The organism is Streptomyces sp. NBC_00726, assembly GCF_045161735.1.
Taxonomy (GTDB): Bacteria; Actinomycetota; Actinomycetes; order Streptomycetales; family Streptomycetaceae; genus Streptomyces.
Genome location: NZ_CP108983.1, coordinates 6,368,806 through 6,382,294, shown reverse-complemented (window position 1 = coordinate 6,382,294; position 13,489 = coordinate 6,368,806). Strand labels below are relative to the sequence as shown.

General features: G+C 73.0%; 9 protein-coding genes. 5 read left to right on the top strand and 4 right to left on the bottom strand.

Going from position 1 to position 13,489, the window contains the following annotated elements; translation table 11 throughout:
• Positions 1-69: 69 nt before the first annotated feature.
• Positions 70-2,358: an ATP-binding cassette domain-containing protein gene (locus OG338_RS28370; protein ID WP_405940075.1), complete on the bottom strand. Its 2,289-nt coding sequence runs from the start codon at positions 2,356-2,358 to the stop codon at positions 70-72.
• Between the two features lie 211 nt (positions 2,359-2,569).
• A complete protein-coding gene (locus OG338_RS28365) occupies positions 2,570-2,896 on the bottom strand; it encodes a DUF5132 domain-containing protein (RefSeq protein ID WP_405940074.1) in 327 nt (108 codons plus the stop codon).
• A gap of 508 nt (positions 2,897-3,404) precedes the next feature.
• Between OG338_RS28365 and OG338_RS28360 the strand changes: the two genes are divergently transcribed.
• From OG338_RS28360 to OG338_RS28340, 5 genes are all read left to right on the top strand, one after another.
• Positions 3,405-4,988 carry an ABC transporter substrate-binding protein gene (locus OG338_RS28360; RefSeq protein WP_405940073.1) on the top strand — a complete coding sequence of 528 codons (1,584 nt, stop codon included), beginning with the start codon at positions 3,405-3,407 and terminating at the stop codon, positions 4,986-4,988.
• Between the two features lie 14 nt (positions 4,989-5,002).
• Complete coding sequence (locus OG338_RS28355) at positions 5,003-5,971, top strand: ABC transporter permease (RefSeq protein WP_405940072.1); 969 nt, start codon at positions 5,003-5,005, stop codon at positions 5,969-5,971.
• A gap of 2 nt (positions 5,972-5,973) precedes the next feature.
• Positions 5,974-7,839: a dipeptide/oligopeptide/nickel ABC transporter permease/ATP-binding protein gene (locus tag OG338_RS28350; RefSeq protein ID WP_405940071.1), complete on the top strand. Its 1,866-nt coding sequence runs from the start codon at positions 5,974-5,976 to the stop codon at positions 7,837-7,839.
• Positions 7,836-8,627, top strand: coding sequence for an ABC transporter ATP-binding protein (locus tag OG338_RS28345; protein ID WP_405940070.1), 792 nt, complete (start codon positions 7,836-7,838; stop codon positions 8,625-8,627). The genes OG338_RS28350 and OG338_RS28345 overlap by 4 nt, the downstream gene beginning before the upstream one ends.
• 104 nt (positions 8,628-8,731) lie before the next feature.
• Complete coding sequence (locus OG338_RS28340) at positions 8,732-9,787, top strand: 3-oxoacyl-ACP synthase III family protein (protein ID WP_405940069.1); 1,056 nt, start codon at positions 8,732-8,734, stop codon at positions 9,785-9,787.
• A gap of 7 nt (positions 9,788-9,794) precedes the next feature.
• Here OG338_RS28340 and OG338_RS28335 read toward each other — a convergent pair whose 3' ends face one another.
• Both OG338_RS28335 and OG338_RS28330 read right to left on the bottom strand, forming a co-directional pair.
• A complete protein-coding gene (locus OG338_RS28335) occupies positions 9,795-11,582 on the bottom strand; it encodes an ABC transporter ATP-binding protein (RefSeq protein WP_405940068.1) in 1,788 nt (595 codons plus the stop codon).
• A complete protein-coding gene (locus OG338_RS28330) occupies positions 11,579-13,477 on the bottom strand; it encodes an ABC transporter ATP-binding protein (protein WP_405940067.1) in 1,899 nt (632 codons plus the stop codon). Before OG338_RS28330 ends, OG338_RS28335 begins: the two co-directional genes overlap by 4 nt.
• Between the last annotated feature and the right edge of the window lie 12 nt (positions 13,478-13,489).

The following is a 13,489-nucleotide window of genomic DNA, read 5'->3' as shown; positions in this document are numbered from 1 at the left end:
GGGCATGCGCGCAGGGCGCACCGGCCGCGGTGGCGTCACGCGGCCGGGCAGTGGGGCGGATTCCTGCGGTCAGGCGGCGAGTTCGCCGGCCTGGAGCTGCCAGAGGGATGCGTAGAGCCCGTGCTGGGCGAGGAGTTCGTCGTGGGTGCCCTGCTCGGCGACGATGCCGCCCTGGTCCAGGACGAAGATGCGGTCGGCGTGGCGGACCGTGGAGAGGCGGTGGGCGATGACGACCATGGTCCGGTCGGCCGCGAAGCTGTGCAGCGTGCGCTGGATGGCGGCCTCCGTCTCGTTGTCCACGGCGGAGGTGGCCTCGTCCAGGATGACGACGGGCGAGTCCTTGAGGATCGCGCGGGCCAGGGCGATGCGCTGCCGCTGACCGCCGGAGAGCGCGGCGCCGCGCTCTCCGATGAGGGTGTCGTAGCCGTTCGGCAGGGTCGTGATGAAGGTGTGCGCCTCGGCCATGGCGGCGGCCCGGACGACGGCCTCGTCGGAGGCGCCGAAGCTGCCGTAGCGGATGTTGTCGGCGATGCTGCCGTCGAAGAGGAACGGGTCCTGGGCGACGAAGCCGATGGCGTGGCGCAGGTCGTGGCGCCGCAGGTGCTGGACGTCCTGTCCGTCGAGCAGGACGCGGCCGGATTCCGCGTCCTGGAAGCGCATGAGCAGTTTGGCGATCGTCGTCTTGCCGGAGCCGGTGGCGCCGACCAGGGCGGTGACCCGTCCGGCCGGGATGGTCAGTGACAGATGGTCCAGGGTCGCCGGGCGGCCGGGGTAGCCGAAGGTGACGTCGTCCAGGACGATCTCGCCGCGCACGGCGGGGAGTTCGAGCGCTTCTTCCCCGCTGTCGGTCTCGACGGGCAGTGCGCGCAGGCGCTGGACCCGGTCGTAGGAGGCGAGGGTGCGCTGATACTGGTCGGCGATGCCACCGAGCCGGCTCATCCGCATGAGCAGCATCTGAGGGAGGCCGATCAGGGGGCTGAACACCTCGAAGCGGAGGGTGCCGTCGAGGACCGCGCGGCCGCCGACGAGCAGCGTTCCGGCCATCGACGCGGTGGTGCAGGCCCGGACGGTCTCGCCGTGGCGCAGGGTGCCGCGGTCGGTGTGGTGGCTGCTCTCCTGGACCGCGTCGCTCAACCGGTCGACGCGCTCGGCCTCGTACGCCTCGGTGCAGAAGCTCTTGACGGTCGCGCCGGCTTCCAGCGAGTTGATCACCTGGCTGCCGAGCCTGGCGCGGTGTTCGCCGGTGGCGGCGTAGTCCGTGGCGGCCTTCTCCTGGTGGCGCAGCGACAGCCAGGCGATGACCGGGATCGGGAGGAAGGCGATCCAGGCGATCTGGGGGGCCAGCAGGAGGAACGCCGGTACGAGAAGGGCGAGGCTGGTGCCGAGCTGGAGGACGTCGTTGGCCGGTCCGGCGAAGAAGGCGCCGAGCTGGCCGACGTCGTTGGTGAGGGTGCCGGCGACCCGGCTGGTCCGCTCGCCCTCCAGCTGAGCCAGTTCGAGGTGCTGGACATGCCGGTAGGTGCGGCTCCGCCAGTCGTGCTCGATGTCCTGGCCGAGCCGGCGCCACTGGACGTTGGAGGCGTACGAGAGTCCGGCGACGGCGGCGCAGGCGGCGGCGACCAGCCCTGCCAGGCCCAGGAGTTGGGCGGAGGCGGTGGTCAGGCCGAGGCCGGCGAGCGGTGCGGCCTCGCCCTTGATGAGGACCAGGCCGGTCCAGCCGAGGAAGGTGCCGAGCGCCATTTCCGCGGCCTGGCAGGCGACGGACAGGGCGGCGGCGCGGTAGAGGCGGGGGCGGTGCGGTCCGACGATCTCCAGCAGCGGGTGGCCCGCGGCACCCTCCTCGGCTGGACCGGCCGCCTCGGCCGTTCCTCGCCATGCCTTGCGCAGGACGACCGCGGTCGCGGCGGCCACTCCGCCGACGGCCACCAGCTGCCGGGTCAGCGCCGACCCCTTGACCAGTGCCGTGCCGGCCGCGACTCCGCCGCCGACGGCGAGCACCGGTCGTACGACGAGGCCGCGGTCCGCCCCGGGGGCCCGCGTGGGCGGGTCCGCCACCGCGTGCCCCGTGCCGGTCGCTTCCCGGGCGAGCCGGGCGACGGTGCGGCCGATGATCCGGCCGACGTCCGCGGCGCGCAGCCGTCCGTCGTGCCGGACGAGCACCCCGCCGGTGACCGGGCTGGCCTGGGCCTCGGTGATTCCGGGGATGTGGCGCAGCGCGGCGGCGAGGATCTCGGCCGTCCGGGGGCGTCCGACGACGAGTCCGACGTCCCAGCGCTGGCGGCCCGGTGTGACCGAGCGAGGGCTCGCGGCCGGTTCCACGGTGCGGAATCCGGATGCGGCTCCCAGTAGCGATGGCATGTGTACGTTCACCTGTTTGCGGAGGTCGCGGAAGGCCGTCACGGAGTCGACGGATCAGGGCGACGGAGCGGGAATGGAGAGAGGGAGCGGGGCCGGAGGGGCGCGGGCAGGGGTGCGGGCGGGGCGGCCCGCGAACGGCCGCCACCCTGGCGCGTTCCGCCGCAATCGGTCGGCGGGCGCGCCGGGTGGCGGCCGCGGGTCACACGGGCCGTCAGTGCGCCTTGCCGGCGGCGCTCTCGGCGGTAGCGCGGATCTTGGGGGCCCTCCGGTCCCCCTTGGCACCGGCCCCGGTCGGGTGCTGACCGGGCACGGAGTGGCCCTCGGTCTCGCCGGCGGCGATCTGGGCGGCGACCACGTCGGCGGCGACCTCGGCCGCGAGGTCGTGGATGTTCTCCCCGGCCTCGTGGGCCGCCTTCTTCACCTCCATCGCGATTCCGACGGACGCTTTGACGACTCCTCCCACCAGTGGCTTCAGCAGGCGCTTGGCCAGCGGCGCGACGATGAGTCCGACGAGAAACGGCGGTACTACAGGCGGCATGACGCTCCATCCTCTCCACGCATACGTATGACAGGGAACCCGGGCACGACGAGAACGGGAGCGGCGCACGGTCGGGCGGAATTTGAGAATTCCTTTAGAAATCCGGAACGGACCCGGAAAATCCGGTACCGAGCCGGAAAATCGAATTCCCGGTCGCGGGAACACGCCGTCCGATCCCTTGATCAAGGTAGTCGAACGACACCCGCCTGGGCCAAACGGATTCCTCCGGGTTCACTCGTGTGAGTGTCCGTGGCCATTTCTCGTGTCCGGAATTAAGCACACCCCCGGAACATTCCGGAATGATTATCTGACTATCTTTTCCGAAACATGCCGCCGGCCCTTGCCGTGACGCCGCCGACCCGCCTCGTACGGGTGAATCAAGATCGGCCGCCCCGGCCGCTCCCGCCCGCGCCCGGCCCGGCGCCCAGGGGGCTGCGGGCGCTCGAACAGGCTTTTCGCGTAAGGAAGTTGGATCATCGCGGTCGCTCCCCGGTGGCACCATGACGCCATGCTCCGACGCACCCCGCCGGCCGTCCTGACGGCCGCGCTCACCGCCTCGGTCCTCGCGCTGAGCGGCTGCGGCGGCGTCGCCCGCTCCTCGACGACCACCCCCCTGGTGGACCACGGCACCGTCCGGATCGCCGAGGCCGGCGAGACGCCGAGTTTCGACCCGTACTCCACCTTCGGCGCCTCCCAGGCCCGTTACGCCTACGACTCCCTGGTGAACCCGGCCCCCGACGGCGGCCTGGTCACCGGACTCGCCACGGACTGGCGGGCCACGGCGACCGAGGCCGTGTTCACGCTCCGCGCGGGCGTCACCTGCTCCGACGGCACGCCCCTCACCGCCTCCGCGGTCGCCCGGTCGCTGAGCTACGCGGCCGACCCGGACAACCAGCTCGCCGGAGCCCGTACCGTCCTGCCGAACGTCCCGCTCACGGCCCGCGCCGACGACCGGACGCACACGGTCTCGGTGTCCGCCGCCGCCCCGTACCCCTTCCTGATCCGCACCGTCGGGCTGCTGCCGGTCGTCTGCCCGGCCGGCCTGGACCGGCCCGGCTCGCTCGCCCGCACCACGCGGGGCACCGGCCCCTATGTGCTGACCCGCTACACCCCCGGCGGACCGTACGAGTTCACCGTCCGCGACGGCTACACCTGGGGACCGGACGGTGCGACGACCGCCGCGCGCGGCCTGCCCGAGCACATCGAGCTGTCCGTGGTGCCCCAGACGTCCACGGCGGCGAACCTCCTGCTGACCGGGGACATCGACATCGCGTCGGTGAGCGGACCCGACCGCGCCCGGCTCACCGGCCACGGCCTGGCCACCACCGAGGTCGCCACCGTCATCGGGATGACCTTCTTCAACCAGCGCCCCGGCCGGGTCCTCGCCGACCGGGCGGTGCGCCGGGCCCTGGTCGCCGCCCTCGACCGCCAGGGCCTCGCCAACGTCGCCGTGGGCGGCACCGGCACCCCCGCCCGGGACTTCGGCGCCGAGGGAGCCGTCTGCCACGGAGACCTCGCCGACGCCAACCTGCCCGATCCGAACGCCACCGCGGCGCTGCGGAAAGCGGGCTGGACCCGCCCGGCCGGCGGGCCGCTCACCAAGAACGGCCGCGCGCTCCGGCTCCGTCTGATCACCAGCGACGATCTCGGCCCGACCCTGGCATCGGTCGCCGAGCTGATGGCCCGCCAGTGGACGGCGCTCGGCGCGCAGGTCGAGCTGGTCACCGAGAGCCTGCCCGCCCTGGTCAACGCGATGTACACGACGGCCGACTTCGACGTGGTGATCGGCAGTACGCCGGGCTTCGCCCTGCCGGCGGGCTTCATCCCCTTCTTCTCCGGACCCGCCCCCGCCGGCGGCCTGAACTTCGCCGGGGTGGCCAACCCGGAGTACGACGCCCTGGTCGCCCGGGCCCTCCGGGAGCCGGACACGACGGGATGCGCCACCTGGAACAAGGCCGCCGCCGCGCTCTTCCGATCGGCCGACGCGCTGCCGATCGCCGAGGGCCGGAGCGGCGTGTACGGCCACCGCACCACGTTCACCACCACGTTCGGCGGTCAGCTCGTCCCCACGAGCATCCGCCTCCACCAGTGATTCCGGGGCCCACCATGACCGTTCCCGCACTGCTGCGGCACCCCTGGACGGTGTTCCTGGGCCGCCGCGGCCTCCGGCTCCTCGTCTCCCTCGCCCTCGTCCTCACCGCGTCGTTCGCGATGATCCGCCTCATCCCCGGCGACCCGGTACGGGCCGCGCTCGGTGTGGACGCCGCGCCCGACCTGGTCGCCGCCCGGCGGCACGCGCTCGGGCTCGACATGCCGTTCCCGGCTCAGTACCGGCAGTACCTCGGCGGCCTCCTGCACGGCGACCTCGGGACCTCGCTGGTCACCGGGGCGCCGGTCGCGGAGCTGGTCCGCACCCGGCTGCCGGCCACCCTGGAGATCGCCGGCCTCGCCTTCCTCACCGCACTCGCCGTCGCCCTGCCCGGCGGGCTGCTCGCCGCCGTCCGCACCCGCGACGGCCGCCGCCCGCGCACCGAGCTGGCGTTCACCACGGTCACCGCCGGTCTGACCGGGGTGCCCGACTTCGTGCTGGCCGCCGGGCTCACCGCCCTGCTCGCCGTCGGCCTCCAGCTGTTCCCGGTGGCCGGTGCGGCGGGCCTCGCCTCCCTCGTCCTTCCCGTCCTCGCGCTCTCCCTCACGCCCACCGCCGTACTCCTGCGCATCGTCAGGGTGGAGGCGCTGAAAGTGCTGGACGAGGACTATCTGCGTACCGCCCGGAGCAAGCGGCTGTCCGCCGCGCGCCGCTATCTGCGGCACGCCGCACCAAACATGGCGTCCGCCACGCTCACCGTCGCGGGAAGCCTGCTGCCCGCCCTGATCGCGGGCACGGTCCTGGTCGAGAAGGTGTTCGCCTGGCCCGGCATCGGGTCCGCGATGGCCCAGTCCGTGGTCGCGCAGGACTATCCGGTCGTACAGGCCATGGTGCTGGTGCTCGGCACCACCGTGCTGCTCGCCGGACTCCTGGTCGATGTGCTGCTCGCCCTGCTCGACCCCCGCTCGGCGATCCGGGAGATGTGATCATGAGCCTTCCCGCCGGTCTCCGGCGCTCCCCCATGGCCTGGGTCACCGGGCTGATGCTGGCGTCGCTCGTCGTGCTCGCCGTGGCCGGACCGCTGTTCTGGGGTGCGGCGGCCGACCGCCCGGACCCCTCGGCCGTGCTCCAGGGACCTTCGGCGGCACACCCGGTCGGCACGGACGGGCTCGGCCGGGACCTGCTGGCCCGCATCCTGACGGCCGCCCGGCCCTCGCTGCTGCTCGCGCTGGCGTCGGTCCTGCTCGGTGCGACGGCGGGTGTGCTCCTCGGGGCCTGCACCGCCGTCGTCGGCCGGCGCGCCCGGCGGCTGGCCGCCGGGCTGATCAGCCTGCTGCTCGCGTTCCCGGCGCTGCTGGTCGCGATGTTCCTCGCGGTGGTGTTCGGCGCGGGCGCGACCGGGGCGGTTCTGGCCCTCGCCGCCGCGAGTGTGCCCGGGTTCGCGCGGCTGGCCCAGACCCTCGCGGCGGGCGTGGCGGGCACCGATCACCTGGCCGCCGCCCGGGTCCTCGGTCTCGGGCGCCTCCGGCTGCTGTGGCGCCATGTCCTGCCGAACATCGCCGAGCCGCTGCTCCTGAGCGTCACCACGGCGGCGGGCACCGCCCTGGTCGCGCTCTCCGGGCTGAGCTTCCTCGGGCTCGGCGTCCAGCCGCCGGGCTACGACTGGGGGCAGCTGCTCAGCCAGGGGCTCGACCGGATCTACGCCGAGCCGCTACCCGCGCTCGCCCCGGGCCTGGCGCTGCTGTACGCGGCGCTGACGTTCCAGCTGCTGGGCGAGGTCCTGGCCGGGGGCGCCGCCCGGCGCGGCCCGGTGGTGCGCATCCCGGCGCAGCGGTCCGCGCCGGGCGGCCCCGCCGAGGACGGACAGGTCCTCCAGGTGGACGGCCTCACCGTCGAACTGCCGACCCCGGCCGGTCCGGTGCGCCCGGTGCGCGGGGTGAGCCTGTCGCTCGGGCGGGGCGAGATCGTGGGGCTCGTCGGCGAGTCGGGATCGGGCAAGTCGCTGACCGCGCTCGCCATCGCCGACCTGCTCCCGTACGGTGCCCGGGTCTCCCGGCGTACGCTGCGGCTGCTCGGGGCCGACCTCGGCGCGCTGACGCGCAAGGAGCGGGACCGGCAGCTCGCGACGGGCCTGTCGGTGATCTTCCAGAATCCGGCGTCTGCGCTCAACCCGTCCCTGCGGATCGGCACCCAGCTCACCGAAGCGGTCCGGGCCCATCGCGGGGCGGGGCGGGCCGAGGCCACCGCGCAGGCCGCCGAGGCGCTGCGCCGTGTCGGCCTGTCCCCGTCGCTGCTGCGCTCGCGCCCGTACGAGCTCTCCGGCGGCCAGCGCCAGCGGGTGATGATCGCCGCCGGGCTGATGGTGCGGCCTGGGCTGATCATCGCGGACGAGCCGACGACCGCGCTCGATGTGACCGTGCAGCGGCAGATCACCCGGCTGCTCGTGGACATCCGGCGGGACACCTCCGCCGCGATCCTGTTCATCAGTCACGATGTCGCGCTGGTCGCCGAGTTCTGCGAACGGGTGCTGGTCATGTACGCGGGCACGCTGGTCGAGACCCTGCCCGTCGGCCGGCTCGCGGCGGGCGCCCGGCACCCCTACACCCGGGCGCTCGTCGCGTCGGTCCCGGACCTCACCGCCGACCGCGACCGCCCGCTGCCGACGGTCGAGGGCGCGCCACCCGATCCGCTCGCGCCCTCCCCCGGCTGTGCGTTCGAGGCGCGGTGCCCGAGCCGCCGGGACCGCTGTGCCGAGCAGGCTCCGCCACTGGACGACCTGGGCTCCGGCCACCGGGTCGCCTGCTGGTACCCGCTGCCGGTGACGGCGGCCCCGGAGACGGTGACCGCGTCATGACGGCCCTCCGGGTGGACGGCCTCACCGTCCGGCGCACCGGTCCCCGTGGCCCCTTCGCCGCCGTGGACGGGGTTTCGCTGGAGATCGCGCCGGGTACGACGCTGGGCCTCGTCGGAGAGTCGGGCTCCGGGAAGTCCACGCTGGCGGGCGCGATCGTGGGCCTGGTGCCGGTGCGGGCCGGCCGGATCATGGTCGACGGCGCGGAGGTCCGCACCCGTACCGTCCGGGACCGGCGCCGGCTGGGCCGCCGGGTGCAGGTGGTCCTCCAGGACCCGGACACCGCGCTCGATCCCCGGATGACCGTACGTCAGGCGCTGGCCGAGGCGGCCACGGTGTTCCGGCGGCTGGACCGGGCCGCCCGCGCGGAGCGCGTCGCCGAGCTGCTGGAGCTGGTCGGGCTGGACGTCCGGCTCGCCGACCGGCTGCCCCGGCAGCTGTCCGGAGGGCAGCGTCAGCGGGTCGCGCTGGCCCGGGCGCTGGCCGTCGGGCCGGGGCTGCTGATCGCCGACGAGATCACCTCGGCGCTGGACGTCTCGGTGCAGGCGTCCGTCCTGAACACGGTCCGCCGGCTTCAGCGGGAGCTCGGTCTGTCCATGCTGTTCATCGGCCACAATCTGCCGGCGGTCTGCCATGTGTCCGACGCGGTGGCGGTCATGCGGAACGGCCGGATCGTGGAGACCGCACCGACCGGGACGCTGCTGCGGGCGCCGGCGCATCCGTACACCCGGGCGCTGCTCGGCTCCGTACCGTCCCTGCGTACTTCCCCGGCCGGGGAAAAGAAGTCGTGACCACCGGGGTTCAATTCCCGCCGTTTTGAAGTCAAGCCGCCGCACAATCCCTCACGCTCACGGATTGCCGCGCCATCTCGAACCGCTTTCGAAAGGTACCGAATATGGGAATTCTCACGCCCGCCCACACGCTGCCCGGCCACCAGCCCCTGTCCCACCAGACCGGTGCCGGGCTGTCCGTGCCGTTCGCCGTCGCCGGAACCGGGATGCATCTGCCGCCGGCGGTTGTCACCAACGAGGAGTTGACACGCACCCTGGACACGACCGACGCGTGGATCACCAGCCGCACCGGCATCCGCGAACGCCGCTGCCTGGCCCCTCACTTGGCGACCTCCGACATGTGTGTCGCCGCCGCACATCCGGCGCTGGAGGCGGCCGGGGTGGATCCCGCCGGGCTGGACGCGGTCGTCGTCGCGAGCTACACCGGTGACCAGCCGCTCGTATCGACCGCGTTGATCGTCAAGGACTCCCTCGGCGCCCACCGCGCCCTGTCGCTGGACGTCACCCAGGCCGCCTGTGCCTCGGGCATCCAGGCGATGCTGATCGCCGCGCACCTCCTCCAGAACCCCTCCATCGACACGATCCTGGTCCTCGCGGCCGACTGCGCGTCCAGGATCACCGACCCCGCCGACCGCACGACGCGGGTCTTCTTCGGGGACGCGGCGGCGGCCGTCGTCCTCACCCGCAGCGAGACGTCCGGGGCCGGGCTGCTCTCGTACGATCTGGGCTCCCGGCTCTCGTACGACGTCCAGATCCCCGCCGGGGGTTCCCGGCTGCCCGCGAGCGGCGCCACCGTCGCCGCCGGGGGGCACTACCTGCACATGAACGGGCGTGCTGTGTGGAACACCGCGACGACACGGCTCCCCGAGAGCATCCGCGGCGCCGCGCACCGGGCCGGTGTGCCGGTCGACCAGGTGCGGCACTTCTTTCTGCACCAGGCCAATCTGAACATCCTCAACGAGACGCTGAGCGCCCTCGGCGTCCCCCGTGAGCGTGCCGCAGTCACCATCGACCGGCTGGGCAACACCGGTTCGGCGGGTGTGTTCACCGCGCTGCACACCACGGTGACCGAAGGCGCCCTGCGTCCGGGGGACGTCTATGTGCTGTCCGCCATCGGCGCGGGCTTCCAGTGGGGCAGCCTCTGTCTGCGCCACGCCTGACCGGGAATCAGGGCTGGTAGGCCGCCGCTTGCAAGCCGTACAGGCTCGCGTAGGTGCCGCCGAGTCCGAGGAGTTCGGTGTGGCTTCCGGCCTCCGCGATGTGCCCGTCGGCCACTACCACGATCAGGTCGGCCATTTTGACGGTGGAGAAGCGGTGCGACACCAGAACGGTGATGGTGCCACCGGCCTGTCCGATGCGGCGGCCGTGCTCGGCGTAGCGCTCGAAGAGCTGGTGCTCGGCCTCGGCGTCCAGTGCGGAACTGGGCTCGTCGAGGATCAGCAGCAACGGCGCCTCGCGCATCATGGCCCGGCCGAGGGCGAGTTTCTGCCACTGGCCGCCCGACAGTTCCCTGCCGTCGGCGTAGGTCTTCCCCAGCTGGGTCGTCAGCCCCTGGTCGAGCTGGTCGATCACACCGGCGGCATCGGCGCGGTCCAGCGCGGCGAGGACGGCTTCATCCTCGTTCAGGAAGGGGAGATCACCCACGCCCACGGTCTCCCGCGCGGTGGTCTCGAAGCGGACGAAGTCCTGGAAACCGGTCGCGATCCTGGCCCGCCATGCGTCCAGCGGGAAGCGTCGGATGTCGGTGCCGTCGAGTTCGACAGTGCCCGAGTCGGCGTCGTAGAACCGGCACAGCAGCTTGACCAGTGTGGTCTTCCCGGCGCCGTTCTCGCCGACGATCGCCACGGTCGAGCCCGCGGGCAGCGTCAGGCCGACCTGCTCAAGTGAGCTGCGCCCGGTGCCCGGGTAGGCGAAGGCCACGTCGGTGAGCCGGATGCCGGTGCGGAGGGAGGCGGGGACCTCGGCATCGGCGGGCGGCGGCTCGGCGGCGGCCAGCAGGCCGCGCAGCCAGCGCAGCCGGGTCATGCCCCGCGTCATCCGCTGGAGCCGCCGGAACATCTCCAGTGCGGCGTTGACCTGCCGGTTGACCTGGGTGGCGAGGGTGATGACGAGGACGACGGAGCCCACACTGCCGTGCCCGGAGATGGCCTGCCGCAGCGACAGCAGGACCGCCGCGATGTACGCGGCCGAGAAGGCCAGTTTCCCGGCCGCCTCGATGAGCGTCGAACTCAGTTCGGCACGGGCCAGCACCCTGCCCTCGTCCGCCCAGAGCGCGCGGTGGCGGCGCCGGAACTCCTCCTGGAGCCGGAAGACGCGGATCTCCATCGCGGGTGCCGCGCCGGTCCCGAGTTCGAAGAGGTTCCGGGCCTGGCGGGAGACGGTGGCGGAGCGTTCCCGGGCCTGGTTCTGGACCTCCTGGGCGCGGTGGGTCGCGTACATGGGCAGCAGGGCGGCGACCGGGAGCAGCATCAGCCACGGGCTGACCGAGGCGAGCAGCCAGGCCGTGAACGCCACGGACACGCCCAGCGACAGCAGGGCCATCAGCCCGACGAGTGCGTCCGAGTACTGTCCGATCTCCTTGCGCAGCAGGGCGATCTCGTCGGCGTAGTCGGGGCGTTCGTGGTACTCGATGCCCGCGGATCCGTTGGCGAGCGCGATCAGTTCGCAGTCCATCGTGACGGTGACGAGGTCGGCGGCCTCTCCGTACGGGACGAAGGCGAAGTGCTCCAGCATGAGCGCGCAGACGGCCAGTATCCCGACGAGTGCGCCGGTCGTGGCCGCGCCCGCCGTGTCGCCGGCCACCGCCTGGTTGGTGCCGTGCTTGAGCGCGAGGGCGAGGAGCGGTGCCGCCGCTCCGCCGAGAATCATCAGCACGACCGACAGGGCCATCCGGCCGGGGCTGTCGCGCCAGGCGGCCGCCATGATCTCGCCGGTGGCGCGCAGGGCGGCGGTCATCGGTGCGTCCTTTCGGTGGCCGGTGCGGGCTCGTCGTCGATGTCTTCGCCGGCCTGGAACCGCCGTGCCTGGAGGTGGTACAGGCCGGCGTACCGCCCGCCTTGGTCCAGCAGGCTCTGGTGGGTGCCGTCCTCGACGACCCGGCCGTGCTCCAGGACAACGATGCGGTCCGCGTGCCGGATGCTGGAGAATCTGTGGGAGATCAGCAGTGTGGTCCGTCCCCTGGCGTTGGCGATGAACTCCTCGTAGAAGGCCGCCTCGGCCCGGACGTCCAGCGCCGAGGTCGGCTCGTCCAGGACCAGCAGCTGTGCCCCGTGGTCCACCGCGTACAGGGCGCGGGCGATGGCGATCCGCTGCCACTGGCCGCCGGAGAGCTCGGTGCCTTCCTCGTAGCGGCGCGAGAGCAGCGTCCCCATGCCGTGCGGCAGCTTGTCGATCGCTCCGCCGATCCCGGCTGTGCGCGCGGCCGCGGCCAGGCGTTCGGGGTCGGCCGGCTGTTCGACGGCGCCGAAGGCGATGTTGTCCGCCGCCGACAGTTCGTAGCGGTTGAAGCCCTGGAAGATGACGGCGATACGGCGCCGCCAGGCGTCGGCTCCCAGCGAGGCGATGGCCCGGCCGTCGGCCAGGATCGCGCCGCCCGTCGGCTCGTACAGCCGGGACAGCAGTTTGACGAGGGTCGTCTTCCCCGAGCCGTTCAGGCCGACCAGAGCCGTGCACTGGCCGACGTGCAGGGTGAGGTCGAGTCCGTTAAGCACCGGGCGGTCGCCGCCCGGGTAGGCGAACGACACGTTCTCGAAGCGGATTCCGTCCCGGAGCGGTTCGACCGGCTGGGCCGGCTCGGCGGCTCGTGGGGGTTCCAGCGCCGCCGCGGCCTGTTCGAACCGGCGCAGCGCGCTCACCGACTGCATGCCGAACTGCGTTCCGTTGTCCGACTCGTGGTAGAACTCGCCCAGCGAGACTGCCCCCAGCGTGGCCTGGATTCCGAGGACCAGGTGGGTCAGGGAGAGCCGGCCGACGGCGGCCGACCGCAGCATCAGGGTGAGCACCAGGACGGCCACGGCCATGCCGAACACCGTCCGCCATGCGAATGCGACCCCGTTGGCCCTTCGGCGCTCGCGCCACACCGGGCGCAGCGCGGCCATGGCGCCGACGCGGTAGCGCTGCGTGAGCCAGCCGGTCAGCCCGAAGACCCGGGCCTCCTTGGCGGCGGCCGGTCCGGTGCCGAGTTCGCGGAAGTACATGGACTCGCGGCGCAGCGGGCCCAGCACCGGGCGCAGCCGGGTGTAGACGCGGACGACGGCCCGGTGTCCCACCCGGAACGTCATCGTGACCAGGCAGATCGCGGTGGCCGCCCACCATGAGACGGCGGCCCCGAGCAGGGCGGTGTACGTGGCCAGTTGCGCGTACTTGACCACGAGCGCCACGGTGCCCGCCGCCGCGTCGCCCGGGGTGCGGCCGCGCTCCAGCTGCTCGGCCGCCAGCCACAGGTCGCCGGCGGCCTTGTGGTCCTCAAGCCCGGCGATTCCGGTGCTCCGCAGGGACGCCGCCAGGATCTGGTCGTGGAACTCGCCGTCGACCTGGTGCTTGACGATCCGTCCCAGCGCGGCCGACAGCGGGACCAGCAGCTGCTGAACGAACAGCAGGCCGGCGGAGACCGCGAACGCCGTCACCAGCAGGCCCCACGCCGTCGATCCGATTCCGTCCGCGACCGCGGCCGGGGTACGGCCGACCACGCTGCTCGACGCGATCACGAAGCCGCCGGGAACCACACCGACCAGCACGTTCAGTGCCGCGAGCCAGTACACGGCCGGGCGGGTGAGACCGCGCAGCTCCCGCAGCAGATACAGCCGCGGTTCGATGCGTTCTTCCTTGTACGTGCGCCACCGGCGTTGCACGCACACCTCCTG